Source organism: Sphingomonas sp. FARSPH, assembly GCF_003355005.1.
In the GTDB taxonomy this organism is placed as follows: Bacteria; Pseudomonadota; Alphaproteobacteria; order Sphingomonadales; family Sphingomonadaceae; genus Sphingomonas.
The window spans coordinates 811,827-836,526 of the sequence record NZ_CP029985.1 but is presented as its reverse complement, the minus strand read 5'-3'; the positions used below and the strand labels follow the sequence as shown (position 1 = coordinate 836,526).

The following is a 24,700-nucleotide window of genomic DNA, read 5'->3' as shown; positions in this document are numbered from 1 at the left end:
GCACCATGGAGCGGATCGTCGATATCGCCACCGACGGCCGCCATCTTTCGGCGCAGCGCGGCTTTCTGATCGTGGCGGAGGATCGGGTCGAGGTCGGGCGCGTGCCGCTCGACGATGTCGCCGCGGTCATCGTCCACGCGCACGGCGTCACCTGGTCGACCAACCTCGTCGTCGCGCTCGCCGAACGCGGCGCGATCCTGCTTCTGTGCGGGCCCAACCACACGCCCGTCGCGGTCTGTCTGCCGATCGACGGCCATCATGCGCAGAACGGGCGGATGCGCGCGCAGTGGGAGGCGAAGCGGCCGCTCGCCAAGCAGGTGTGGAAGGCGATCATCGTCGCCAAGATCCGTTGGCAGGGCGCGGTGCTCGACGCCAACGGCCATCATGCGGGCGCTTTCGACCTGCTCGCGCGGCGCGTCGGCTCGGGCGATCCCGACAATGTCGAGGCGCAGGCGGCGCGGCGCTACTGGGGGATGCTGATGGGCGCCGATTTCCGCCGCGATCGCGATGCCGGCGGCGTCAACGGCCTGCTCAACTATGGCTATGCGGTGATGCGCGCGATGTGCGCGCGGGCGATCGTCGCGGCGGGGCTGCATCCGTCGATCGGCGTCCACCACGCCAATCGCGGCAATCCCTTCGCGCTCGCCGACGATCTGATCGAACCGTTCCGCCCGCTGGTCGACGCGCTCACCGTGCGGCTGCGCGCGCGCGGCGTCGAGGCGGTCGGGCCGGAGGCGAAGCGCGCTTATGCCGGGCTGATCGCGCTCGATCTGCCGGGGGCGGGGGGCATGGTGACGACCGCCTCGCTCGCCGCGACGCGCGCGGCGCAGACGCTGGCGCTGTGTTTCCAGAGCGGACGTGCCGCCGATCTCGTCCTGCCGCAGCCGCCCTCGGCGCTCGAGCTGGCGGGGCTGGACGCGCTGCTCGGATGAGCATCGCCCAACCTGCGCTGGCGAGCGCCACCCAATTGAGCGGCTATCGGCTGATGTGGATTTTCGTGATGTTCGACCTGCCCGTGACCACCAAGGCGGAGGCGCGCGCGGCGACGAAATTCCGCGAATATCTGCTCGACGAGGGGTTCGAGAAGAGCCAGTTTTCGGTCTACGCGCGTTTCTGCAGCGGCAAGGAGGCGCAGGAGGCCTATATGCGGCGTATCGAGGCGCATCTGCCCGACAAGGGCGAGGTCCATGTGCTGAGCTTCACCGACCGGCAATATGAAAACATCGTCCGCTACGCCGGCCAGACCCGCCGCCGCCCGCGCAGGAACCCCGACCAGCTGGCGCTGTTCTGACGATGCGCGACGCCCTTTATGCCCGCCCCGTCGCCCCGACCCGCGCCGCCGGCACCTGCGCGCCCTCTGCGGGCGGCCGAGGGCACGCCCCCGCCGCGCGTCCCGCCGCCGCTGCTCCACCCTCCGGCTGCGAACGTGCTGTCGTGCGGTCGCATGCCCCTGTCGCTCGTCGCGCCACCGCAGCGCCGTTTGGCGGCAGATGCACTATCGTGCTGGCGCAAGCAGCCGCCGCACGTCGTGCCGCCGCCCGCCTGCGCGCGTTGGTGATCGGCAGCGCGGAATGTTCTGGCCACCGGATGCGCCCCGACGATCGACCGGCGGACCGCCCGAACGTCGCGCCCATGCCTGCCGCCGCCTCATCGCGGCGCGTCCTAGACGCCGCCATCGTGCCGCGAACCCATGCAGGCCGGCTCCGACCCGACGATCTACCAGTACGCGCGCAAAAAATGCGCCCCTCCGGCGCATTCCCACCCTGCCAGAACCCGCTTTTTTACAATGGATGTCGAGCAATTCTACCTAAATCCAGGAGGATAACTCGACATCCATCATAACCGCTCAGAGATCGCGGTCCAGCGGCAACAAGAGACGGGGCTTAGCGTCGACACCATTCATCATAACCGCTCAGAGATCGCGGTCCAGCGGCAACGACTGGTTCGCTGCGGCGAATGCAGCGGCAATCATAACCGCTCAGAGATCGCGGTCCAGCGGCAACTCCTTGACCTTCAACATGACGTTGACGTTTATCATAACCGCTCAGAGATCGCGGTCCAGCGGCAACAATTTCCTTCGCCATGTTTGACATGAAGACATCATAACCGCTCAGAGATCGCGGTCCAGCGGCAACCCTTCCTTGGCCTTGACGGGGCCGACCGTATCATAACCGCTCAGAGATCGCGGTCCAGCGGCAACCTTGTGAAAAGCGGGCCAACGCCCGCATGCATCATAACCGCTCAGAGATCGCGGTCCAGCGGCAACATTGCGCGTGACCACCGAAAACCCCGTTAGATCATAACCGCTCAGAGATCGCGGTCCAGCGGCAACATTCCATTCTGTCCGCCGGTCGCACGGTCTATCATAACCGCTCAGAGATCGCGGTCCAGCGGCAACCCACGTCTATCGCACCGGAGCGTACTTGTTATCATAACCGCTCAGAGATCGCGGTCCAGCGGCAACTGACGTGCTGCCGACGCTGCCGGCCGTGGAATCATAACCGCTCAGAGATCGCGGTCCAGCGGCAACACTGGCAAGACGGACCCGAACGATCCGGACATCATAACCGCTCAGAGATCGCGGTCCAGCGGCAACGCGATCTGCGCGCGCTTGTCGCGGGGCGAGATCATAACCGCTCAGAGATCGCGGTCCAGCGGCAACCAGCTTCGCTGTCGAACGCCCTACTTGCTGATCATAACCGCTCAGAGATCGCGGTCCAGCGGCAACGCCCTGACGGGCCGGGCTGGCGGGCTTCGCATCATAACCGCTCAGAGATCGCGGTCCAGCGGCAACCTGCTGTAGGACGCCGCAGCGATGCGCGAGATCATAACCGCTCAGAGATCGCGGTCCAGCGGCAACATCTCGGGCGGTTTCAGCCGCACAATGACGATCATAACCGCTCAGAGATCGCGGTCCAGCGGCAACGTAACGGTCGTCGTACTGCCGAACAGCGAATCATAACCGCTCAGAGATCGCGGTCCAGCGGCAACGACGATCGGCTTTGCGTCCTCGCTCACGACATCATAACCGCTCAGAGATCGCGGTCCAGCGGCAACCAGTCGGGCGGGCGCGTCCTTATCGGTCGCATCATAACCGCTCAGAGATCGCGGTCCAGCGGCAACGGTAGACTGCCCGAGAAAGTTATTGAGCGCATCATAACCGCTCAGAGATCGCGGTCCAGCGGCAACCAGGTGTGCGCGGGTGAGCGGCGTGCCCGCATCATAACCGCTCAGAGATCGCGATCTAGCGGCAACTGTGGTCCAGGCGGTGCTACGGAGGCGCAGATCATAACCGCTCAGAGATGGTAATTCATCTCATGGGCATCGCGGCCTTCGTCAATGCAGGCGATAATCGCCGGAACGGGCGATCGCGCTCCGCCCGGGCCAATATGCGGACGCCTTGCGCGGGATGTCGTTTGCTTTACGCAGTTCGCCGCCGCCCATCGACGGCGGGTCACGCTCGTGATCCCGCGCCAGCCGCACCGCCCGTTCGCAGACCTCCGAGCAAAACATATTCGCTGCTTTGCTCATACGGCGCCTTTTCAGGAATTGGAGCCTCCGGCAAACTAGGCGCGGCTCACTGCTATGCTTGCTTTCGGGCTCGACCCGAAATTAACGGCCCTGTCGTCCGCATCGATCGAATTACTCGTTCCTTCGAGCAAAATCAGTATCGACCCCATATGAATTTCGATGACAATGCATAATTCCAGACAGCGCCGACCAAAATCCCTATCATCGCAGAACCTGCAGCGCCTCCGTTCTTAAAATCGTGAAGAAAGGCAGCAATGCCGATATTGGCGATCAATCCGACAGAGCAAACAATGCAAAAAGTGACCCAGCCGTCAAGTAATCGCCGAAATCCTTTAAGTCTTCGTTCGCGGTAGGTTAGGGTGTTGTTGAGGAAGAAGTTGAAAGTCATAGCGCTGAACGCACCCAGAATCTGGGCAAACAGGAAGCTTGCGCCCAGTTCGAGCGCGGTGCCGAGCACGCCCATGTGCACGCCGACGCCGAGCACGCCGATGCCGGAGAACATCGCGAAGCGCACCGGCACGACGTGCCCGAACAAGCGGTCGTAAAGCGCGATCAGATATTCCATGGCGACGACGTGATCGAGCTTGCTCTCCCCGGCGGTCCGCACGCGGAAGGTGTAGGGCAGCTCGGCAAAGCGCAGCGGTTCGGGCGCCGCGGTCATCAGGTCGAGCAGGATCTTGAAGCCGATCGCCGACAGATCGGGCGCGAGGCGACGGACGTGGTCCGTGCGGATCGCGAAGAAGCCGCTCATCGGATCGGACAGATCGCCCTTCAGCACCCGGCGTGACAGCTTCGTCGCGAAGGCCGACTTGGCGACGCGGTCGCGATCCCAGTCGCCGGTGCCGCCGCCCGCGACGAAGCGCGATCCGACGACGACGTCGAGTTCGGCATCGCGCTGCAGCAGGTCGAGCATCGCGGGCAGCAACGTCTCGTCATGCTGAAGGTCGCCATCGATCACCGCGACGACGGGCGCGGCGGTGGCGCACATCCCTTCGATACAGGCGGACGACAGGCCGCGCCGACCGATCCGCTGGATGACGCGCACGCGCCGGTCGAGCCGCGCCAGCTCGCGCGCCACATCGGCGGTGCCGTCGGGGCTGTCGTCGTCGACGAAGATCGCTTCCCACGCGCGTCCCGCCAGCGCCTGGTCGAGCTTCGCCACCAGCGTCGGCACGTTCGCGCGCTCGTTGAAGGTCGGGATGACGACCGCGATCTCGAGAAGGTCGCTCATAGCGCGGCGAGGATCGCATCCGCCATCGCGCGCGTCGACAGCGTGCCGCCGAGGTCCGCCGTCCGCGCACCGCCGTCGAGCGCACGTGCCACCGCCGCCTCGACGCGCTGCGCCGATGCTTCGTCGTCCAGCGAATGGCGCAGCAGCATCGCGGCGGAGAGGATCGCGGCACACGGATTGGCGCGCCCCTGACCGGCGATGTCGGGGGCGGAGCCGTGGATCGGTTCGTACATGCCGTTGGCACCGCTCCATGCGCTGAGCGAGGCACTGGGCAGCATGCCGATCGATCCGGCGCACATGCTCGCCTGGTCGGACAGGATATCGCCGAACAGATTGCCGGTGACGATGACGTCGAACTGCGTCGGCGCGCGCACCAGCTGCATCGCGGCATTGTCGACGTACATGTGCGTCAGCGCGACCTCGGGATAGTCCGCCGACAGCGCGATGACGACGTCCCTCCACACCTGCGACGTTTCGAGCACGTTCGCCTTGTCAACCGAGCAGAGCTTGCGCTTCCGCCGCATCGCGATCTCGAAGCCGACGGTGGCGATGCGGCGCACTTCGTTTTCGTCGTAGCGCATCAGGTCGTAGCCCTCGCGCAGCCCTGCGTCGGTGGTGCGCTGGCCCTTGTCGCCGAAATAGACGTCGCCGGTGAGTTCGCGCACGATGACGATGTCGAGGCCCTCGACCACGTCGGGCTTGAGGCTGGAGGCGTGGGTGAGCGCGGGGAAGATCGTCGCGGGGCGGATGTTCGCGAACAGGCCGAGCGCGCTGCGCAGGCCGAGCAGCGCTGCCTCTGGGCGCAGATGCCGGTCGAGCTTCTCGTAGCGTGGATCGCCGATCGCCCCGAACAGGATCGCATCCGCGCGGCGCGCGAGCGCCAGCGTCTCGGGCGGCAGGGGATGGCCCGCGGCCTCATAGCCCGCGCCGCCGACCGGCGCTTCCTCGAACGTCAGGTCTAGCTCCAGCGCCTCGAGCACGCGCCGCGCCTCGGCCGTCACCTCGGGGCCGATGCCGTCGCCGGCGAGGATTGCTACGAGGGGCATGGACGCTTTCCTGTCACGCGATTGCTGTCGTCGCGGCTTCATGGCGAGGGCGCAGCGTTCAGGCAACCGCCCTTTGCATCAGGTCGACGAGCCGCGCGCGCGCCGCCATTGCGTCGACGCGGCGGTCGACGAGCAGGTCGCGCGCCAGGAAATGGCCGGTGATCCGCAGGCCATCGAACACCTCGGGCCAGTCCGCGCTGCCGCCGTCGCGCAGGAAGGCGGGCAGCGGAAACAGGCGGCGTTCGTAGCCCGATGCCGCCCCGGCGCACACCGCGCCGCCGCTTTTCGGGCTGACGAAGGCCAGATCGTCGGATGCGCCGGTAACGATGCACGCCGAAAGGTCTAGGCCGAAACCGAGTTCGGCGAGCAGCAGCAGTTCGTAACGCGCCAGCGCCGCCGCCCAGCCACGTGCGCTGGGCGCCGCCTCGATCGCGTCGAGCAGGCCGGAGAGCGCATCATGGACGCGTGGATACGGCTGCGCCTCGGGCAGTGCGGCGGCAGTGAACGCGGCGACCCAGGCGAGCGCGGCGGCGGGCAGCGGCTGGGAATGCAACGCGGCGCGGCTGTGCAGCGGCTCGACGGTGAGCGCGGCGAGCTGTTCCCCGGTCCGTGCGCGCCATTCGCCGCGGATGGTGTTGGCGGGTTGCAGAATCGGTCTCAGTGCGCGCGATCGCCCGCCGCGGACGTAGCCGGGCTGGACGCCGTCGTCGCGGGTCAGCGCGCGGACGACCGCGCCATGCTCGCCGTGAACACGGACGGCAAGGACCAGGGCTTCGGCGACGCGGTGCATCAGGACAATATAAGCGGTGGTCGGCGGTGCGCCATCGCGTGCCGGCTAGGGGCGAGGTGCCGGGGTGAGCCGCGCGATGCGTCCGTCGGCGAAGGTGCTCGTCAGCTGCGTCGCGGAGGCGCGCCACGACGCGGGCCGACGCATCCTCTGCCAGAACGACGCGCCGTCCCGCTCGGCCGGAGACGGCCGACATTGCACCAACGTCCACGGCATCCCGACCGTGGGGTTAAAGCGGAAGCGTCCGCGCGTTCCGGTCCGGTCGCTGGACCAGCGGATCGCATCGCCGGCGAAGCTATTGCAGCCGGTGCCGCCGCCGACCCGGTGATCGGCGCCGAAGATGACATGCGTCGCCTCGTCAGGGCGGGTCCCGACCGCCCGGCCGTCGATTTCGCTGAGAATCCACGCGCGCTTGGCAAGACTGCCGGACGGTACGGCGGCCAGTGCGGGATCGCCAGCCAAAAGAGCGGCAAAGGCGAGAAGATGGCGGGAGGAAGGCATAGGGGAATCCTGCTGGTTTGAGGCCGATCCGTCACGCGCGGGAAGTCGGGTGGTGGCGCTCGTTGGACGCTGCCGTCACGCCCCCCGGAACGTCATCGCGAATACCGCACCGCGTCCATCCGGCCCGGCGGCGATCATCAGCGTGCCGTGATGCGCCTCCACCACGCGCTGGACGATCGACAGACCGATGCCATGACCCTCCGTACGGGGGGCGTCGCCGCGGAAGAAGCGCTCGGTGAGGCGGTCCGCCTGGTCGGGGGCGATGCCCTCGCCGTCGTCGCGCACCGACAGGCGCGCGCCGGGGCCGATCGTGACGGTGATCTGCGTGCCGGGCGGCGTGTGGCGTGCGGCATTGTCGACGAGGTTTTCGAGTGCCAGCGTCAGCGGGCCGGCAAAGCCGTGCAGCGGGATCGCGCCGTGATCCTCCAGCCCGATCGTCCGACCGCCGGCGAGGACGGCGGGCGCGCGCGCCGAGACGACGTCTTCGGCGATCGCGGCAAGGTCGATGCGCGTGCCGGCATCCTCGACGCGCCGTTCGAGGTCGGCGAGGCCGAGCAACTGGCCGACGACGCGCGAGGCGCGGTCGAGGCTGTCGAGCAGCGCGCGGCGCTGGTCGTCGTCCGCAACCTTTTCCGCGCGCAATCGCACGATCGCGAGCGGGGTGCGCAGTTCGTGGGCGATGTCGGCGGCGAAGGCGGCCTGCGCGCGAAAGCCCTTTTCGAGGCGGTCGAGCGCGGCATTGGTGGCGATCGCCAGGGGTTCGACCTCCAGGGGCAGGGTACCGCGCGGCAGCCGCTGGTCGATCGCACGCGGCCCGATCCCCGCCGCGATCGCGGACACGGTCCGCATCCGCCGCGTCAGCCGCCGGGTGAGCAGCGCGCCGATCAGCGGCAGCAGCGCGGCGAATGGCAGGAGCAGGAGTGCGAAACGGGTGAGGAAGGCGCGGACGATATCGTCGGTGACGACCTGCGGCGCATCCGAATCCTGCGACACGACGATCCAGCCACGGCGGAACGGGCGGCTGAGCGCGCGCACGCTGCCGCGGTGGAAGAACACCGTCCCGCGGGTCAGCGGCGCGGCGGCGGCGATGCCGGGGCGCGGCGGGCCGTGAACGACGCGCGCGACGTGGCGTGCGTCGAGCACCGCGATCGACAGGCCGCTGACCGGGAGGTCGGTCGCCGCGACGATCGTCGCGTCGGGCCGACGCGCCAGCACGCGCTCCGCCGCCGCCGCCTGCTGCAGCAACAGGTCGTGCTGATAATGGTTGGCAGTGCGGTGCAGCAGCACCGAAACGCCCAGCGACAGGACGGCCGCGGCGACCACGCCCAGCAGGACGTGGAGCGCGATGAACTGTCCGAACAGGGACCGCGGCCAGAAGCGTCGCAGTCGCGCGGCGATCGGCGGGCGCGTCATGCCGCCTCGCCGGGGCGATCCGCCACGATCATGTAGCCGACGCCGCGCACGGTTTCGATCCGGACCCCGCCGCCGGCATCGCCCAGCCGCTTGCGCAGGCGGTGGACGTAGACTTCGATCGCATTGGAGCCGAGATCGCCGCCGACGCCGAACAGCTGATCCTCCGCCAGCCGCTTGGGAACGACGCTGCCCTGCCGGCGCAGCAGCAGTTCGAGCAGCTCCGTCTCGCGTGTCGACAGCGTCAGCACCGCGTCGCCGATCCGCGCGCGCCGCGCGGCGATGTCGAACGACAGCGCGCCGCAGCCGAGCGTTTCTCCGACATACCCGCCCTGGCGACGCAGCACCGCGAGGATGCGCGCATGCAGCTCATCGGTGTCGAACGGTTTGACGAGATAATCGTCCGCGCCGGCGTTGAGCCCGGCGATCCGCGCCTCCACCGTCCCGCGCGCGGTGAGCAGCAGCACGGGGCGCGTCATGCCGCGCGCGCGCAGCGACCGGAGCAGCGCGAGCCCGTCGCCATCGGGCAGGCCGAGGTCGAGCAGCAAGGCATCGTGCGCGCCGGCATGCAGGAACGCCGCGCCCTCCTCCGTATCGCGTGCGAGGTCGACCGTCATCCCGCGCCGCTCCAGCGCGTCGGTCAGCTCGCGGGCGAGATCGGGATCGTCCTCGACCAGCAAAATCCGCAAAACCCGGTTGTCCCTTCCCGCAGCGCAGCATCCGTAAGCTACTTGTAAGGAAGCGTCCGTATCGGGGCCAGTCGGATATCGTCAGGACCGCCGAATGCACGCTTCTTCCCCCGCCGAACCGTTGCCCCCCACCCGGACGCTGTCGCGCGCGCAGCAGGTGCGCTGGCTGGGCATCGTCGTCGGCGTGCTCGTCGGGATCGCGATCCTCGTCATGTTGATCGGCAAGCTGACGCATCACGAGCCCGCCCCGCCACCGTCGACCCCGCCGGGGACGCTGCGCCTGACGCCGCAGCAGATGGCGTCGCTGACGACGATGCGCGTCGGCGTCGCGGCGACGGGCGATCGGACGCTGGCGACGGGCGCGATCACCGTCGACGGAAACCATTCGACGCCGGTCCTCATGCCCTATTCCGGGCAGGTCGTCCGCGTGCTCGCCGATGCGGGGCAGCGCGTGCGGCAGGGGCAGCCGCTGCTGCTCATCAAGACCAGCGACTTCGTCGATGCGCGCAGCGGGCTGTTTTCGGCGCGCGCGGCGTTCCAGAACGCACAGGCGCAGCTCGTCGCGGCGCAGCGGACCGCGGATCGCCAGCAGCAGATGTACCAGACCGCGGGCGGCGCGCTGAAGGATTATCAGCAGGCGCGCGCCGATCTGGTCGCGGCGCAGGCGAGCGCGCGGACCGCGGCGGCCGCGCTCGGCGCGGCGCGCGACAAGCTCGCCATTCTCGGCAAGACGCCGGGCGAGATCGCGCGGCTGGAGTCGGTGGGCGAAGTATCCGGCATCCACGACGTGACGACGCTGCACGCGCCGATCGGCGGGCTGATCGCGTCGCGCGACGTGGCGGCGGGGCAATATGTCGCGCAGGGTGGCGACAAGCCGGTGATGACGATCACCGATCCGTCGCGCGTCTGGCTGGTCGCGCAGGTCGCCGAGAGCGACGCGAGCGACGTCCATGTCGGCGATGCGGTGACGGTGACGACGCCGGCGCTGCCGGGCCGCACCTTCTACGCGACGATCGACCTCGTCGGCGCGGCGCTCGACCCGCAGACGCACCGCCTGCCGGTGCGCGCGAGCATCGCCAATCCCGATGGCGCGCTGAAGCCGCAGATGTTCGCGAGCTTTGCGATCCGCAGCCGCCGGCAGGGCGAGGCGATCCGCGTACCCGCCGCCGCGGTGATCCACGAAGGCGACGCCGCGCGCGTCTGGGTGGTGCGGCCCGACGGCCTGCTCGCCGCGCGCAACGTGCAGACGAGCGACTCGACCGACGGCCAGGTGACCGTGACCAGCGGCCTTGCGCCCGGCGAGAAGATCGTCACCGCCGGCGCCTTGTTCGTCAACGAGGCGGGTCTGGGCGAATGAACCGCATCGTCTCCTTCGCGCTGCGCCAGCGGCTGCTGATCGTCGGCGTCTTCGTCGCGATGCTGGTCGCGGGCGTGATCGGCTTCGCGAACCTCAATATCGAAGCCTATCCCGATCCCGTGCCGCCGATGGTCGAGGTCATCACCCAGACCAAGGGCCTGTCCGCGGAGGAGATGGAGCGCAACGTCACCATCCCGATCGAGGTGGGCATGGCGGGCATCCCGCACATGACCGCGATCCGCGCGATCAGCCTGTTCGGCCTGTCCGACATCAAGATCCAGTTCACCTACGATTACACCAACGAACAGGCGAAGCAGCAGGTCATCAATCGCCTGTCGCAGCTGCCCCCGCTCGCCGGGGGCGCGCAGCCGTCAATCTCGCCGACAAGCCCGGTGGGTGAGATTTTCCGCTACAAGCTGACGGCGCCGCCGGGCTATTCGGTGATGGATCTGAAGACGATCCAGGACTGGATCCTCGACCGCCGGTTCAAGCGGATCCCGGGCGTTATCGACGTTACCGGCTGGGGCGGCAAGCTCAGGACGTATGACGTCGTCATCGACAACGACCGGCTCGTCGCGCACAACGTGTCGATCCCGCAGGTGCTGACCGCGCTGTCGAAGAGCGACGGCAACGTCGGCGGCCAGACGATCAATTTCGGCAGCCAGGCCGCGATCGTGCGCGGCGTCGGCCTGATCCAGTCGCCGAGCGGGATCGAGAACGTGCTGGTGGGCACCGCGGGCGGCCAGCCGATCTTCCTGAAGGACGTCGCGCATGTGAAGATCGGCAATGCGCCGCGGCTCGGCATCGCCGGCTACAACGACCAGGACGACATCGTGCAGGGCATCGTGCTGATGCAGCGCGGCGCGCAGTCGATGCCGACGATCAAGGCGGTGCAGAAGGAAGTCGCCGACATCAACGCGTCGGGCATCCTGCCGCCGGGCGTACAGCTGCAGCGCATCTACGACCGCTCCGACCTCATCAACCTGACCATCCACACCGTGCTGGAGAACATGGTGGTCGGCATCCTGCTGATCTTCGCGCTCCAGTGGGTGTTCCTGGGCAATCTGAGGAGCGCGGTGATCGTGGCGGCGACGATCCCGTTCGCGCTCGCTTTCGCGATCCTGCTCCTGGTGTTGCAGGGGGAAAGCGCCAACCTGCTCTCCGTCGGCGCGCTCGATTTCGGCCTGGTCGTCGACGCGAGCGTCATCATGGTGGAGAACATCTTCCGCCACATGGTCGAACGCTCCGCGCACGTCGAAAGCGGCCGCGGGCATTATACGGTGGCCAACCGTTTCTCCGCGGTGCTGGGCGCGTCGGGCGAGGTCAGCCGCGGCATCTTCTTCGCCGCGGCGATCATCATCGCCAGCTTCCTGCCGCTGTTCACTTTGACGGGCGTCGAGGGCCACATCTTCGGGCCCATGGCGAAGACCTATGCCTATGCGATAACCGGCGGCCTGCTCGCGACCTTCACCGTCGCGCCGGTGCTGGCGACATTGCTGCTGCCCGACAAGTTATCGGAAGTGGAGACGTGGATCGTCGGCAAGCTGCGCCGCGCCTACGAACCGGCGGCCGCCTTCGCGCTCGCCAACCGCGTGCTGGCGATCGGCGGCGGCGTGGTGATGCTGGCGCTCGCGGTGGTCGGCGTGCGCTCGCTGGGCATCGAGTTCCTGCCGCACCTCGAAGAAGGCAATATGTACATCCGCGCGACGATGCCCGCGTCGATCAGCCTCGAATCGGGGCAGCCGATGGTCAACCAGGTGCGCCGGATCATCATGCAATATCCGGAGGTGCAGTCCGTCCTGTCGGCGCAGGGGCGCCCGGACGACGGCACCGATTCGACCGGGTTCTTCAACGCCGAATTCTTCGTGCCCCTGAAGCCGTTCGACACCTGGCCAAGCGGCGTCACCAAGGAGACGATGACCGAGGAACTGTCGAAGAAGCTGCAACAGCGTTTCCCCGGAGTCGACTTCTCGTTCTCGCAATACATCGAGGACAATGTCGAAGAGGCGGCATCGGGCGTGAAGGGCGCCAATTCGATCAAGCTGTTCGGCCCCGACCTGCCGACGCTGGAAAAATACGCCGACCAGATCAAGGACCAGATGGCCAAGGTGCAGGGCATCACCGACCTTGGCGTCTTCCAGTCGCTCGGCCAGCCGACGGTCCGCATCGATGTCGACCGGGTCAAGGCGGCGCGGTATGGCCTGACGCCCGACGACGTCAACGCGACCGTCGCCGCGGCGATCGGCGGCAATTCGGTGTCGGACCTGTACGAAGCGGGGACCGACCGGCACTTCCCGATCGTCGTCCGGCTGAAGCCGGCGCAGCGCGATTCGATTGAATCGGTCAGCCAGATCGCGATCGCCGCGCCCGCGCCCGACGGATCGGGGACGATCCAGGTGCCGTTGTCGCAGGTCGCCGACATCAAGCTGACGACGGGCGCCTCGTTCATCTATCGCGAGCATCAGGAACGCTACATCCCGATCAAATTCTCGGTGCGCGGCCGCGACCTCGGCGGTGCGGTGGACGAGGCGCGCACGCACATCCAGCGCAACGTCCACCTGCCCGCTGGCTATCACCTGGAATGGGCGGGCGAGCTTGACAACCTCAAGAACGCGATCGCGCGGCTGGAGATCGTCGTGCCGATCAGCCTCGTCGTCATCCTGCTGCTGCTCTACGCCAATTTCGGCTCGATCCGCGACAGCCTGCTCGCGTTCAGCGCGATCCCGATGGCGATCGTCGGCGGCGTGATCGCGCTGGCGCTGACCGGCACGGCGTTCAGCATATCCGCCGCGATCGGCTTCGTCGCGCTGTTCGGCATCGCGGTGATGGACGGCATTCTGGTGGTGACGACCTACAACAATGCGATCGACGAAGGCGCGGACCGCGACGTCGCGCTGGCGACGACGGTGAAGAACAGCCTGCGTCCTGTCGTCATGACCTGCCTGGTCGCGGCGATCGGCCTGCTGCCAGCCGCTTTGTCCCACGGTATCGGCAGCCAGGTGCAAAAGCCGCTCGCGCTCGTCGTCGTCGGCGGCATGACGCTGGCGCCGGTGCTGATCCTGCTGCTGCTTCCCGTGCTGATCGCGCGATTCTCGCATCGCGTGTCGCCGGCGGACCGGGGCGCGCATGGCCGGGATGTGGGTGAGCATCGACCCGATGCGATCGAGGGGGAGGTGCCGGCATGACGCGGTCGATCATTCTCGCGCTGGCAAGCGCGACGACGGCCGCGCTGCTGGCCGGCTGCACCGTCGGGCCCCGCGATCTCGATGCGCACGCCGCGTTGCCCCCGACGCCCGCCGCGGTGACGATCACGCCCGCTGGCGGCCCCGTGCAGGCGACCGCCACGGCGGCGGTCGCCGCCGACTGGTGGCGCGCGTTTCGCAGTCCCGCGCTCGACGCGCTCGTCGATGAGGCGCTGGCGCACAGCACCGACGTCGCGGTGGCGGAGGCGACGTTGCGCCAGGCGCAGGAACAGGCGCGCGTCACCGGCGCGGCGCTGTTGCCGCAGGTCGATGCCAGTTACCAGGCGCAGCGCACGCGCGTGTCCAACGCGCTGTCGCCCGCCGTCGCCGATCAGAATCAGCAGCTCTACACGCTGCATACGGTGCAGGGGACGGTCAGCTACGACCTCGATCTGTTCGGTGGCAACCGCGCGAAGCTGCGTTCCGCGCGTGCCGCCGCCGCGGTGCAGGCGCACCGGCTGGACGCCGCGCGGATGACGGTGGTCGCGAACCTCGTCACCGCGGCGATCGCGCGCGCCAGCCTTGCCGACCAGATCGCTGCGGCGCAGACGAGCATCGCGGTCAATCGCGACATCCTGGGCAAGATGCAGCAGCGCCAGCGGCTGGGTGACATCGGCCTCGCCGACGTCGCAACGCAGCAGACGGCGCTCGCCACCGCGGAAGGCGCGTTGCCGCCACTGGTGCGGGCGGAGGCGCAGCAGCGCGTGCTGATCGGGACGCTGATCGGCCGTGCGGCGGGGATCGCGCTGCCGCCGCTGCCCGACATGGCGTCGCTGACGCTTCCGCAGGCGTTGCCCGCGGTGGTGCCGTCAGACCTGGTCGCGCGGCGGCCAGACGTGCGGGCGGCGCAGGCGCAGCTGGAAGGCGCTGGCGCCGATGTCGGCGCGGCGATCGCGGCGCGGCTGCCGAGCATCCAGCTCGGCGCCAATGCGGGCGGCGCGGCGCAGCGCTTTGGCGACATGTTCGCCACCGGCAATCCGTTCTGGAGCCTGATCGGCGGCATCACGCAGCCGATCTTCCACGGCGGCGCGCTGCGTCATCAGCAAAAGGCCGCCGAGGCCGCGCTGGAGGGGGCGAAGGCGCAATATCGCGCAGCGGTGCTGCAGGCGTTCGGCGACGTCGCCAATGCGCTGACCGCGCTGCGCACCGACGGCGATGCGCTGACCGCGGCGACGCGGGCGAGCGATGCGGCGGACCAGGCGCTGACCTTTGCCCGGCGACAGCTTGCGCTGGGCAGCGTCGGCACGCTGCAACTGCTCAACGCCACCGCTGCCGATGCCCAGGCGCGCCAGCAACTGGTCCAGGCGCGCGCCGCGCGCCTGACCGACACGGTGGCGATGTTCCAGGCGGCGGGCGGGCCGATCGCGGCGTCGGGCCCTGCCGCCGGTTATGGGGCGGCGGGGGCGCGCTGACCATCGGGGTCGGGGCGGCGCGCAGGTCGCCGCGTACCGAGGCCGGGGGATCGCAGCGCCCCTTGCGGCGTTCGGCGGGCAGCGACTAGCTGCGCACGATGCGTGCCGGGCATGATGCTGCGGCACCATTGCGGCGTGGTCGTGGTGGCTGGAGGTTGAGACAAACGATGACGATGCGCGGACGCTGGCTGCCGATCCTCGTGCCCGCGGCGATGCTGGCCGGGTGCGCCACCCAGCCGGTGATGCCGCCCCCCGTCGTCGCGACGCTGCCGCCGCCCCCGCCACCCCCGCCGACGATGCCGCGCGGCGGCTATGCCGGGATGGATATCCCGGCGAAGCGCGAGGACGGCACCTTCGTCACGCCCAATTTCCGCATGACCGATGCCGCCGCGGTCTGGCATCTGCGCGGTGCGCTCAACGTCGCGGCGCTGGCGTGCGAGGCCGCGGGTGGCGGCGTGGTCGAACCCTATAACGCATGGCTGATCGGCCATCGCGTCGGGCTGGATACGTATATCCGCAAATATCGCGACGAGTGGCAGGAGACGGGCTGGAGCGACTGGGAGGCGGCGTTCGACGACAACCAGACGCGGCTATACAATTTCTACAGCGCGCCGGCGATCCGCGTCGCCTTCTGCGCGGTTGCGCGGCAGGAGATTGCGGCGGTGCTCAACGTCACCGATCCGAACCTGCCGACCTTTGCGCGCGCGTCGCTGGCGCGGATCGACCATCCGTTCATCGCCTTTTTCTCCGCCTTCGAGAAGTGGCGCGATTATTACGAGCCGCGCGTGACGCCGCCGGTGGTGGTCGCGACGCTGCCCCCGCCGGCGGTCGCCGAAGTCGCCGTCCCCGCCCCGACCGCGGCACCCACGCCGACCGCGACGCCCGCCGACACCGTTGCGCAGACGCCGGCCGCAATACCCGTCGCTGGGGCGCCCAATACGCCGGCGGCGAGCGACGCCGCCGCGCCGGTGGCGGCGAGCGTGCCGGCATCCTGATCAGATCCAGCTGTGCAACCACATCCAGCGCCGAAACGTGTCGGGACCAGCGAGCGCGGTGGCGGCGAGGATCGGGTAGAAGTGGACGAACAGCACGGCGCTGAGCAGCAGAAACGCCTCGTCCGCATAGCGTAGGCGGTCGCGCCACCAGTCGAAGGCGACGGCGAGTGCGATCGCCAGCCAGATGCTCGACAGATAGTAATAATAATAAAAGCCGAGCGATTTCGGGATAACGGCCCACATCGCGAGGCTGGCGATCCACAGCAAAGCGGCGAGCAGCGGCGGTGTCGCGCGATGCCGGAGTCCCGCCCACAGGCAGGCCGCGACCGCGACGAGGCCGCCCCACATCACCGCCGGATTGCCGAGCATCAGGATGCCGCGCTGCGCGCCATCGGCGGGTGCGTAGAAATACCAGATCGGGCGATAGGCGAACGGCCAGCTGTACCAGGGCGACTGATAGGCGTGCGCAGGCAACACCTCGGTCTGCTGGCGGTACATGTCGAGCTGGAAGGGGATCAGCCGCCCCAACGTCATCGGCGCGCTGGCGTAGAAGAAGGCGGGCAGGAAAGTCGCAAGATAGGCGCCCCCGCTCGCCAGGCCAAGCACCCCGAGCCCCGCCGCCCAGGGCAGGCCCGGCCAGCGATCCGGCCGGCCGCGGCGCAGCCAGACGAACCCCGCGCCCGCGAGCGCGACGTACGGCAGAGCGGTCCATTTGCATCCCATCGCGAGGCCGAGCAGCACACCGCCAAGCAGCCAGCGCCGCCACACCGCGCCGCCCGTGCCGCGCATCGCCCAGAGCAAGGCGGCGAGGCCGAGCACGACGAAGGCGGCCATGAACCCGTCGAGCATCGCGATCCGCGCCTCCACGAAGACGGTGAAATTGAGCATCGCGAGGAGCGCGCCGACCACCGCGGGGCGCAGGCGGCCGAGCCCCAGCCACAGGATCGCGAACACGCCGAGGACGACGCCCGTGCCCGCCAGCGTCGACAACGCCCGCCAGCCGAGCGGGTCGTTACCGAACAGCCGCATGCCGAGCGCGATCAGCGTCTTGCCGAGCAGGGGATGTTCGGTGTTGGTCGGCCCCCACAAGCGGCCGAGCACCTCCGCGGCGGGGACGTAATGCACCTCGTCGAAGACATAGGTATGCGGGGTTGCCAGCCGCCAGGCGAACAGGGCCTGCGCGACGAGGCCGATGAGGACGGCGGCGGCCAGGGGACGGGGCAGGGAGCGGGACACGGGGCGCACGAGAGCTGCGTTCTCCCCGCTGCCGCGCCGCTTGGCAAGACGCACGCACCCCTGCGCGCCCTTGCCCCCCGCGCCGCTTCCCGGCAAAGCGCATCGTCATGAAGCGCAAGGCAGGCCAGGACCGCTCGATCACCCAGAACTGGCGTCCCGCGACGCTCGCGGTGCGCGGCGGCACCGCGCGCAGCGAATATGGCGAGACGAGCGAGGCGCTGTTCCTAACGTCCGGCTACACCTACGACCGCGCGGCGGACGCGGCGGCCCGGTTCGCGGGCGAGCAGCAGGGGATGACCTATTCCCGGCTGCAGAATCCGACCGTCGAGATGCTGGAGCACCGGATCGCGCTGCTCGAGGGCGCAGAGGCGTGCCGGACGATGGCGAGCGGCATGGCGGCGATGACCGCGGTGCTGCTGTGCCAGTTGCAGGCGGGCGACCATCTGGTCGGCGGACGCGCGGCGTTCGGATCGTGCCGCTGGCTGACCGACACGTTGCTGCCCAAATTCGGCATCGCGACCTCGATCGTCGATGCGCGCGACCCGCAGCAGTTCCTCGATGCGGTACGGCCCGAGACGAAGGTCTTCTTCTTTGAAACGCCCGCCAATCCCACGATGGACGTCGCGGACCTGTCGGCGATCTGCGCCATCGCGCGCGAACGCGGTATCACGACGGTGGTCGACAACGCCTTTGCGACGCCCGCCTTGCAGCGGCCGATGGATTTCGGCGCCGACGTCACCGCCTATTCGGCGACGAAGATGATGGACGGGCAGGGGCGCGTGCTGGCGGGCGCGGTGTGCGGGACCGAGGATTTCATCACCAACACGCTCTTGCCCTTCACCCGCAACACCGGGCCGACATTGTCGCCCTTCAACGCATGGGTGGTGATGAAGGGGCTGGAGACGTTGGACCTCAGGATCATGCGCCAGTCGGACAATGCGCTCGCGGTCGGCCGCTTCCTGGAGCCGCGCGTGCCGCGCATCCTGCACCCCGGCCTGCCCGGCCATCCGCAGCACGACCTCGCGATGCGCCAGATGCGCGCGACCGGTCCGATCTTCGCGTTCGAGGTGGAGGGGCGTGAGCAGGCGCATGCGTTGCTCGACGCGCTGACGCTGATCGACATTTCGAACAACATCGGCGATTCGCGCTCGCTGATGACGCATCCCGCCTCGACGACGCATGCCGGCGTGTCGGCGGAGGTTCGCGCGGAGATGGGCGTGACCGAGGGGCTGCTGCGCCTCAACGTCGGGCTTGAGGATGCGCAGGACCTGATCGACGACCTCGACCAGGCGTTGCGGGTCGCGGGGTTGTGAGGATGGCGGCGTGAAGCAGTTCTTCCCGCATGCCGAAACCACCGACGGGGTCACCGTGCGCGTGGCGGTCAGCTATCTGTCCGATCAGTCGGAGCCGACGCGCGGCCGCTGGTGCTGGGCCTATCACATCCGCATCGAGAATGCGACGCGCACGCCCGTCCAGCTGCTCACCCGCCACTGGATCATCACCGATGGCCGCGGCGCGCGGCACAGCGTCGAGGGCGAGGGCGTCGTCGGCGACCAGCCGGTGATCGCGCCGGGCGGCAGCTACGATTATGTCTCCGGCTGCCCGCTGGCGACGCCGTCGGGCGCGATGCAGGGCAGTTACCGCATGGTCGGTGCCGACGGCGGCGCGTTCGACGTCGCGATTCCCCGTTTCGCGCTGATCGCGCCGGCGGTGGAGACATGAAGCGCACGCATCTGCCGCTGAACGGGCTCCGCGTGCTCGACGCCGCGGCGCGGCACCTGTCGTTCACGCGCGCGGCGGACGAGCTGGCGGTGACGCCGGCTGCGGTCGGCCAGCAGATACGCGCGCTGGAGGATACGTTGGGCGTCGTGCTGTTCCGCCGCACGACGCGCGGGCTGGAACTGACGCCGGAGGCGGAAGCCGGGCTCGCCCCGTTGCGCGATGGCTTCCTCCAGTTCGAGGAAGCGGTGCGCGCGATGCAGGCGGGCCAGTCGTCCAAGTCGCTGACCATCGCCGCGCCGCGCGACGTCACGGAGAAATGGCTGATGCCGCGGCTCGCGGCGATCGCCGCGCGCGATCCCGATCTGCGCTTCGTCCTGGTCGCCGCGGACAGCCACGGCGCGGGCAGCGCGATCGATTTTACCGAGGCGAACCTCGACCTGGCGGTCCGTTGGGGCGAGGGGCCGGGCGAGCATGAGGGCGAGGCGATCGAGTCGGAGGGCATGGTGACCGTCGCCGCCCCCGGTGCGGGCGGCACCGCGCGGATCGGCTGGCCCGGCGATGGCGACGGCGCGGCGCTCGTCCGTGTCGCCGACGCGGGACTGGCGATCGATGCCGCCGCGGCCGGGCTGGGCCAGGCGACCGTGCCCGAACTGCTTGCCGCGCGCGACATCGCGGCGGGCCGGCTGGTCGTGGTGGGCGAGCCGCAGCCCTCGCGCATGGGTTATTGGCTGGTGGCACCGTTGCCGCAATGGCGACAGGCAAAGGTACGCTCGCTGGTCGACGCGCTGACCGCGTGACGCCCACGCCGACGCCGACGCCGACGCTGACCACGGCGCGGCTGACGCTGCGGCCGCGTGGGGCGCAGGACGCCGCGGCGCTGTTCGCGACGATGGCCGATCCCGATGCGATGCGCTGGTGGTCGCATCCGCCCTTCGCCAGCGTCGACGACCTCGCCGCGCATTTCGCGGAGCGCGGCGATGGACCATGGCGTGCCTGGGCGATCCTGCGCACGGGCGAGGCGCGCGCGGTCGGCTTCGTCGCCGCGGGGCCGAAGCGGCAGGGCGGCGTCGCCGAGATCGGCTATCTGATCGCGCGCGACGCGACCGGGCAGGGGATCGCGCGCGAGGCGGTGGCCGCAGTGATCGATCGCCTCTTCGCCGAAGGCTATCGCCGTGTCTTCGCCGATACCGATCCCGACAACAAGGCCTCGATCCGTCTGCTCGAGCGACTCGGCTTCACGCTGGAGGGGCGGCTGCGCGGCGAATGGCAGACGCATATCGGCATACGCGATTCGCTGATCTACGGCTTGCTGGCGGAGGAGCGGGATCGGGGCACCGCCGAGCTTTAGGCCCGATGTGTCGCACCTGAGTGCGACAGTGGCCCCTTCCCGCCGCGCAACGCCGGTTATCGGCCGACAAGCGTCAGCGCGCGCATCGCCAGCGCGGCTAGGCGCGCCTCGTCGACCGCAGCGTCGGGACGGTGCCAGCCGGCGACGAGCGCGTACCAGCGGCCGTCCTTCGCCTGCACCAGATAGGCGAGCGCGGCGACGCCGGGTTCGGAGCCGCCCTTGAACCCGACATAGGCGAGCCGGGCGCGGTTGCCCGGGTCGACGCCGGGATTGACCGCGAGGATGGCGCGCACCACCGGTCCCGCATCGCGCAGGTCCCCGAGCAGTCGGGCAATGTCGCGGGGCGCGGCGAACCATTCGACATTGTCGGTGGCGAGCGGTGCGCCGGAGAACATCATCGCGTCGAGCGCGCGCGTGGCGAGCGCCAGCGCGGGATCGCGCAACATCGCGCGCCGCGCGGCGGCATCGGCGGCGGCCCAGCGCGCGGTCAGCGCGGCATCGGCCTTGATGGCGAACGCCTCGTGCGTCGTCAGCACCGGGCCGGTCGCGCCGTATCGGGCGGCGGTCGCATCGACCGCGTCGCGGCCGAGCAGTGCGATCAGCGTGTCGGTCGCGGTATTGTCGCTGGCCGCGATCATCAGCGTCGCGAGCCCCTGCACCGTCATCGGCGTGCCGCGCGGCCAGCCTTGCAGGATGCCCGACGGCAGGGATGGGACACCGGTCGCCACCACCTCATCCCAGCGATGCGTGCCGGCGGCGACCTGGCGCGCGAGTTCGGCGAGCACCCACAGTTTGAAGGCCGAGCCGAGCGGCATCGGCCGAGCGCCGGCGACGTCGATCGGCGGCGGCGTGCCATCAAGCGGGTAGAGCGCGAGCGCGGCATGCCCCGGCAGCGCGGCGACCTCCGCGGCGATGCGCGTCGCCGAATCGTCTGCCACCTGCGTACCGGTGACGAGCAGGCCCGATACCGCATGCGGCGGCATCAGGTCGACCGCGAGTCGCATCGTGGCAGTCCCGCGGTGGTAGGCGATCGTCAGCTGTGCGGCCCAGCGGCCCTCCGGCACGATGTCGGCGATCCCGACCGGCGCGCCGAGACTCGCGCGCAGTTGCGCGGCGAGCGCGTCGAACTTGGCGCGCGGCACCGCGGTGCGGAAAGCGGGGGCGAAATAGGTGTCGTAGTCCGCGGTGCCGGCGAGGACCGCGATCAGCTGGTGCGCGCGCTGGTCCAGCGTCGGGTCGATCGCCGGCGCCGCCTGCGCCGCCGCGGTAACCGGAACGGCCGCGATCAGGGCCAGCGGGGCGGCAGCGCGGATCAGCTCTTCAGCTTCCAGCCGCGGCGCAGCAGCATGTAGCAGGCGATGCCGAGCGCGACGTCGGCGGCGAGGATCGCGATGCTGCCGACCAGGATCGGCGAATCGGCGGTGCCGAGGAAACCGTAACGGAACCCTGAGATGATGTAGAAGAACGGATTGGCGTGGCTGAACGCACGAAACGCGGGCGCGAGCCGGTCGACCGAATAGAAGGTGCCCGACAACAGCGACAGCGGCGCGATGACGAAATTGGTCACCGCGGCGGCATGGTCGAACTTCTCCGCCCAGATCGAAGTGAGGACGCCCAGGAATGCGAGGAAGCCTGCGCCGAGGAACCCGAACCACAGGACGGCGAGCGGATGGCTGACCGCGACGTGGACGCCGGGATAGAGCGCCATCGCGCACCAGCAGATGAAGCCGACGAGGAACGCGCGTGTCATCGCGCCCCCGACCAGCGCGGCGAGCAGCTCCGCGGTCGACAGCGGCGGTTGCAGGTAATCGACGATCGTCCCCTGGATCTTGCCGACGAGTAGCGAGAAGCTGGCGTTGGCGAAGGCGGGGCCCATCATCCCCTGGCTGATGATGAGGCCGGGCGCGATGAAATCGGCGAAGGGGATGACGACGCCGCCGACATGGACCGGGCTTTTCGCGCCGGTCGCGATGGTGAAGACGATGAGGAACAGCAGGGTGGTGATCGCGGGCGCCCACACCGTTTGGAGCTGGACCTTGAAGAACCGGCGCACCTCCTTCACATAGAGGGTCTTCAGGCCGCCCCAGTTCACGTTCCGGATCACCGGGACGCCGGGTGCGGACCGGATCGCCGAAGGAATTTGGCCGATTGGGGGCTGGCTGCTCATGCGCCAAGCGGGTAACCGCAGCGGCTGCCGCCTGCAACCCGGCTGACGCACGAGTAAGGAAAGATCATGTCCTGGACCGACGAGCGGATCGACACGCTCAAGACGATGTGGGAGGCGGGGCAGACCGCCAGCCAGATCGCCGATGCGCTCGGCGGCGTCAGCCGCAACGCCGTGATCGGCAAGGCGCACCGCCTGGGCCTGCAATCGCGTCCGTCGCCGGTGAAGGCGAACGAGCCGGATGCGAAGGCGCAGCCCGCGCCGGTCGAGCCGGTGGCCGCCGCCGCGTCGCCGCCAACCCCGCCGCCGCCGCCCGCCCCGGCGCCCGAGCCAGAGCCCGAGCCGGAGGCCGAAACCGTCCCGGCCGCGCCCACCGCCCCGGCGGCCGAGCCGCCCGTGCGCGATCCGCAGCCGGTGCTCCGCTCGGTCGGCCCCGGCGGCTTCGTGCGGCAATCGCCCGGCGAACAGCAGGCGCCCTCGACGCCTGCGCCGCCGCGCCGCCTCGTGCCGGCCAAGCCGTCGCCGGAGATCGCGGGCAAGACGACCTTGCTCGATCTCAGCGACCGGATCTGCAAATGGCCGATCGGCCATCCGGGCGAGCCGGACTTCCATTTCTGCGGCGACAAGGTGAACCCGGGCTTCCCCTATTGCGTGCAGCATTGCGGCCACGCCTATCAGGCGCAGCTCCCCCGCCGCGACCGCCGTCCCCCCCCGCCGCTGCCGTTCGGCGGCCCGCGCGTGCGCTAAGCCGGGCAAGCGCTCGCGGTGCCGCCCGGCCGGCGCGGCCACCAGCCGCGTCCGACGTCATGGGATTCACTCCCGTCACGTCCGCGGTCACCAATGAACGTCACCAATGAACAGGGCGGCTGGAACCGGTCGCCCTTTTCTGATGACGGTTATGGCGGCATCGCCCCCAGGCTTCCCCGCGATAGCCGTTGGACATCGCCATAGGGGGCAGACCGCAATCCAGAGCGTCCCGCGCCGCGCGCGGAACGCTCTTCGCCTCAGAACCGGAACGCGGCCGTCGCGCGCAGCGAATGCCAGCGAAACTTGGTGTCCGAACGGCGCAGGTCTGTGCCCGTCGTGTTGGGCGCGAGCACGAACGGGTTGGTCGCCGGCGCTGTCCCCTGCGTGACGCGGACGCGATAGGCGTCGTCGTCATACTGATGGTACATATATTCCATGCCGATCGAGAAATTGCGGCCGAGCTTCTGCTCGATGCCGCCGCCGCCTAGGATACCCCATTGGTTGCGGTCGCCACGACCGGTGAAGGTGTTGGCGGTGTTGGTCGTGCTGAAGCTGCGGTCGATCCGCGCGTAGCCGACGCCGAACGTGCCGTAGAACAACGTCGTGTTCGCCGCATAGCCCGCGCGGCCGCGAATGCTCGCTTCCCAGTCGACGGTGCGCGTCATCACGTAATTCGCGGGCGTCGTCGAATAGGCGCTGACGCTGTCGGTGATCTCCGACTTGCCGAATTCGCCGACTGCACCCACGACGATGTTGCCGCGCTGCGTGTCCGCGCCGACGCGCCCGTAATAGGCCCAACCGTCGCGATCGTTCCGGCAACCGCCCGGCGTCGGCGTCGCACCGACCGCGCGACCGTTGCAGAAGCCGGGCGAGAAGGCGTTGGCCCCTGCCGCCGTCGTCACCGTGTCGCCGAACCGCCCGTCAAGGTTGCGATCGAACAGAATGCTCGAGCCGACGTCGTTGGGCTGGACGTCATAGCCGCCCGCCGCGCCGATGTAGACGCCGGCGAAGGGCCGGTCCGCCGTGGTTTCTCCGAGCGCATCTTGCGCCTGCGCGAGGGCGGGCACGGCGGCGAGCACGGCGGCGAACGTTGTGACGATAAGATGACGCATAATTTTACTCCCGGAACCAAGACTGCCCGCATAACGCGCCATGCAGTCCTGGTTTCGGGCCACGGGCGACGTGGCGGGGCGAGTGTGGCTTTTATGCATCGGTCGGCAACATGCGGGCAACAAATGGGCGGGGTCGAGACTGGCGCGACGGGCGATGTTCCCTTATGGTT

The 24,700-nt window shown here is 69.2% G+C and carries 22 protein-coding genes and 1 CRISPR repeat array; of the genes, 11 read left to right on the top strand and 11 right to left on the bottom strand.

The window, feature by feature from the left end; genetic code table 11:
- The first annotated feature begins 5 nt into the window (after positions 1 to 5).
- Both cas1 and cas2 read left to right on the top strand, forming a co-directional pair.
- Positions 6 to 932: a type II CRISPR-associated endonuclease Cas1 gene (cas1, locus tag DM480_RS04170; protein WP_115377716.1), complete on the top strand. Its 927-nt coding sequence runs from the start codon at positions 6 to 8 to the stop codon at positions 930 to 932.
- On the top strand, positions 929 to 1,291 hold the full coding sequence (gene cas2 / locus DM480_RS04165; RefSeq protein WP_198665893.1) for a CRISPR-associated endonuclease Cas2: 363 nt from the start codon (positions 929 to 931) through the stop codon (positions 1,289 to 1,291). Before cas1 ends, cas2 begins: the two co-directional genes overlap by 4 nt.
- 544 nt (positions 1,292 to 1,835) lie before the next feature.
- A CRISPR array of direct repeats spans positions 1,836 to 3,255; the repeat unit is 36 nt; unit sequence ATCATAACCGCTCAGAGATCGCGGTCCAGCGGCAAC.
- Positions 3,256 to 3,336: 81 nt separating this feature from the next.
- Here cas2 and DM480_RS04160 read toward each other — a convergent pair.
- The 7 genes from DM480_RS04160 to DM480_RS04130 form a co-directional block, all read right to left on the bottom strand.
- Positions 3,337 to 3,531: a hypothetical protein gene (locus tag DM480_RS04160; RefSeq protein WP_115377715.1), complete on the bottom strand. Its 195-nt coding sequence runs from the start codon at positions 3,529 to 3,531 to the stop codon at positions 3,337 to 3,339.
- 133 nt (positions 3,532 to 3,664) lie between these two features.
- Positions 3,665 to 4,762, bottom strand: coding sequence for a glycosyltransferase (locus DM480_RS04155; protein WP_115377714.1), 1,098 nt, complete (start codon positions 4,760 to 4,762; stop codon positions 3,665 to 3,667).
- Positions 4,759 to 5,808, bottom strand: a complete 1,050-nt coding sequence (gene leuB / locus DM480_RS04150) for a 3-isopropylmalate dehydrogenase (protein ID WP_115377713.1) — start codon at positions 5,806 to 5,808, stop codon at positions 4,759 to 4,761. The genes DM480_RS04155 and leuB overlap by 4 nt, the downstream gene beginning before the upstream one ends.
- Positions 5,809 to 5,866: 58 nt before the next feature.
- Positions 5,867 to 6,598: a DNA repair protein RecO gene (gene recO, locus DM480_RS04145; protein WP_115377712.1), complete on the bottom strand. Its 732-nt coding sequence runs from the start codon at positions 6,596 to 6,598 to the stop codon at positions 5,867 to 5,869.
- Between the two features lie 45 nt (positions 6,599 to 6,643).
- Positions 6,644 to 7,096: an META domain-containing protein gene (locus tag DM480_RS04140; protein ID WP_115377711.1), complete on the bottom strand. Its 453-nt coding sequence runs from the start codon at positions 7,094 to 7,096 to the stop codon at positions 6,644 to 6,646.
- Positions 7,097 to 7,171: 75 nt separating this feature from the next.
- Entirely contained in the window at positions 7,172 to 8,509 is a 1,338-nt protein-coding gene (locus DM480_RS04135) for a sensor histidine kinase (RefSeq protein ID WP_115377710.1), read from the bottom strand.
- A complete protein-coding gene (locus DM480_RS04130) occupies positions 8,506 to 9,195 on the bottom strand; it encodes a response regulator (RefSeq protein WP_115377709.1) in 690 nt (229 codons plus the stop codon). Before DM480_RS04130 ends, DM480_RS04135 begins: the two co-directional genes overlap by 4 nt.
- Before the next feature lie 94 nt (positions 9,196 to 9,289).
- On the opposite strand from DM480_RS04130, the gene DM480_RS04125 reads away from it, so the two are divergent.
- From DM480_RS04125 to DM480_RS04110, 4 genes are all read left to right on the top strand, one after another.
- The gene (locus DM480_RS04125) at positions 9,290 to 10,552 is read left to right on the top strand and encodes an efflux RND transporter periplasmic adaptor subunit (protein WP_115377708.1); all 1,263 of its coding nucleotides are present in this window, start codon (positions 9,290 to 9,292) and stop codon (positions 10,550 to 10,552) included.
- Positions 10,549 to 13,737 carry an efflux RND transporter permease subunit gene (locus tag DM480_RS04120; protein ID WP_115377707.1) on the top strand — a complete coding sequence of 1,063 codons (3,189 nt, stop codon included), beginning with the start codon at positions 10,549 to 10,551 and terminating at the stop codon, positions 13,735 to 13,737. The genes DM480_RS04125 and DM480_RS04120 overlap by 4 nt, the downstream gene beginning before the upstream one ends.
- Positions 13,734 to 15,206 (top strand): efflux transporter outer membrane subunit, encoded by a 1,473-nt coding sequence (locus DM480_RS04115; RefSeq protein ID WP_115377706.1) that lies wholly within the window; start codon positions 13,734 to 13,736, stop codon positions 15,204 to 15,206. The genes DM480_RS04120 and DM480_RS04115 overlap by 4 nt, the downstream gene beginning before the upstream one ends.
- A gap of 167 nt (positions 15,207 to 15,373) precedes the next feature.
- Positions 15,374 to 16,201, top strand: coding sequence for a hypothetical protein (locus tag DM480_RS04110; protein ID WP_115377705.1), 828 nt, complete (start codon positions 15,374 to 15,376; stop codon positions 16,199 to 16,201).
- Here the strand turns inward: DM480_RS04110 and DM480_RS04105 are convergent, their stop codons facing one another.
- The gene (locus DM480_RS04105; protein ID WP_232834113.1) at positions 16,202 to 17,446 is read right to left on the bottom strand and encodes a phospholipid carrier-dependent glycosyltransferase; all 1,245 of its coding nucleotides are present in this window, start codon (positions 17,444 to 17,446) and stop codon (positions 16,202 to 16,204) included.
- Between the two features lie 98 nt (positions 17,447 to 17,544).
- On the opposite strand from DM480_RS04105, the gene DM480_RS04100 reads away from it, so the two are divergent.
- Genes DM480_RS04100 through DM480_RS04085 form a run of 4 tightly spaced genes read left to right on the top strand, consistent with a single transcriptional unit; the run spans position 17,545 to position 20,507 of the window.
- A complete protein-coding gene (locus DM480_RS04100; RefSeq protein WP_115377704.1) occupies positions 17,545 to 18,750 on the top strand; it encodes a trans-sulfuration enzyme family protein in 1,206 nt (401 codons plus the stop codon).
- A gap of 10 nt (positions 18,751 to 18,760) precedes the next feature.
- On the top strand, positions 18,761 to 19,159 hold the full coding sequence (apaG, locus tag DM480_RS04095; RefSeq protein WP_115377703.1) for a Co2+/Mg2+ efflux protein ApaG: 399 nt from the start codon (positions 18,761 to 18,763) through the stop codon (positions 19,157 to 19,159).
- Positions 19,156 to 19,956, top strand: coding sequence for a LysR family transcriptional regulator (locus DM480_RS04090; protein ID WP_115377702.1), 801 nt, complete (start codon positions 19,156 to 19,158; stop codon positions 19,954 to 19,956). Before apaG ends, DM480_RS04090 begins: the two co-directional genes overlap by 4 nt.
- A complete protein-coding gene (locus tag DM480_RS04085) occupies positions 19,953 to 20,507 on the top strand; it encodes a GNAT family N-acetyltransferase (RefSeq protein WP_232834112.1) in 555 nt (184 codons plus the stop codon). Before DM480_RS04090 ends, DM480_RS04085 begins: the two co-directional genes overlap by 4 nt.
- Positions 20,508 to 20,563: 56 nt before the next feature.
- Here DM480_RS04085 and DM480_RS04080 read toward each other — a convergent pair whose 3' ends face one another.
- Entirely contained in the window at positions 20,564 to 21,649 is a 1,086-nt protein-coding gene (locus DM480_RS04080) for a serine hydrolase (protein WP_232834111.1), read from the bottom strand.
- A 170-nt stretch (positions 21,650 to 21,819) separates the two neighbouring features.
- Positions 21,820 to 22,674 carry an ABC transporter permease gene (locus tag DM480_RS04075; RefSeq protein ID WP_115377700.1) on the bottom strand — a complete coding sequence of 285 codons (855 nt, stop codon included), beginning with the start codon at positions 22,672 to 22,674 and terminating at the stop codon, positions 21,820 to 21,822.
- 66 nt (positions 22,675 to 22,740) lie between these two features.
- Here DM480_RS04075 and DM480_RS04070 point away from each other — a divergent pair, with 66 nt between their 5' ends.
- On the top strand, positions 22,741 to 23,418 hold the full coding sequence (locus DM480_RS04070; RefSeq protein ID WP_115377699.1) for a GcrA family cell cycle regulator: 678 nt from the start codon (positions 22,741 to 22,743) through the stop codon (positions 23,416 to 23,418).
- 257 nt (positions 23,419 to 23,675) lie between these two features.
- Here DM480_RS04070 and DM480_RS04065 read toward each other — a convergent pair whose 3' ends face one another.
- Positions 23,676 to 24,530 (bottom strand): outer membrane protein, encoded by an 855-nt coding sequence (locus tag DM480_RS04065; RefSeq protein WP_115377698.1) that lies wholly within the window; start codon positions 24,528 to 24,530, stop codon positions 23,676 to 23,678.
- Between the last annotated feature and the right edge of the window lie 170 nt (positions 24,531 to 24,700).

Bases quoted from the DNA above. Each gene is read 5' to 3' on its own strand.
- cas1 (WP_115377716.1), top strand. From the start codon at position 6: ATGGAGCGGATCGTCGATATCGCCACCGACGGCCGCCATCTTTCGGCG.
- cas2 (WP_198665893.1), top strand. From the start codon at position 929: ATGAGCATCGCCCAACCTGCGCTGGCGAGCGCCACCCAATTGAGCGGC.
- DM480_RS04160 (WP_115377715.1), bottom strand. From the start codon at position 3,531: ATGAGCAAAGCAGCGAATATGTTTTGCTCGGAGGTCTGCGAACGGGCG.
- DM480_RS04155 (WP_115377714.1), bottom strand. From the start codon at position 4,762: ATGAGCGACCTTCTCGAGATCGCGGTCGTCATCCCGACCTTCAACGAG.
- leuB (WP_115377713.1), bottom strand. From the start codon at position 5,808: ATGCCCCTCGTAGCAATCCTCGCCGGCGACGGCATCGGCCCCGAGGTG.
- recO (WP_115377712.1), bottom strand. From the start codon at position 6,598: ATGCACCGCGTCGCCGAAGCCCTGGTCCTTGCCGTCCGTGTTCACGGC.
- DM480_RS04140 (WP_115377711.1), bottom strand. From the start codon at position 7,096: ATGCCTTCCTCCCGCCATCTTCTCGCCTTTGCCGCTCTTTTGGCTGGC.
- DM480_RS04135 (WP_115377710.1), bottom strand. From the start codon at position 8,509: ATGACGCGCCCGCCGATCGCCGCGCGACTGCGACGCTTCTGGCCGCGG.
- DM480_RS04125 (WP_115377708.1), top strand. From the start codon at position 9,290: ATGCACGCTTCTTCCCCCGCCGAACCGTTGCCCCCCACCCGGACGCTG.
- DM480_RS04120 (WP_115377707.1), top strand. From the start codon at position 10,549: ATGAACCGCATCGTCTCCTTCGCGCTGCGCCAGCGGCTGCTGATCGTC.
- DM480_RS04115 (WP_115377706.1), top strand. From the start codon at position 13,734: ATGACGCGGTCGATCATTCTCGCGCTGGCAAGCGCGACGACGGCCGCG.
- DM480_RS04110 (WP_115377705.1), top strand. From the start codon at position 15,374: ATGACGATGCGCGGACGCTGGCTGCCGATCCTCGTGCCCGCGGCGATG.
- DM480_RS04100 (WP_115377704.1), top strand. From the start codon at position 17,545: ATGAAGCGCAAGGCAGGCCAGGACCGCTCGATCACCCAGAACTGGCGT.
- DM480_RS04090 (WP_115377702.1), top strand. From the start codon at position 19,156: ATGAAGCGCACGCATCTGCCGCTGAACGGGCTCCGCGTGCTCGACGCC.
- DM480_RS04075 (WP_115377700.1), bottom strand. From the start codon at position 22,674: ATGAGCAGCCAGCCCCCAATCGGCCAAATTCCTTCGGCGATCCGGTCC.
- DM480_RS04070 (WP_115377699.1), top strand. From the start codon at position 22,741: ATGTCCTGGACCGACGAGCGGATCGACACGCTCAAGACGATGTGGGAG.
- DM480_RS04065 (WP_115377698.1), bottom strand. From the start codon at position 24,530: ATGCGTCATCTTATCGTCACAACGTTCGCCGCCGTGCTCGCCGCCGTG.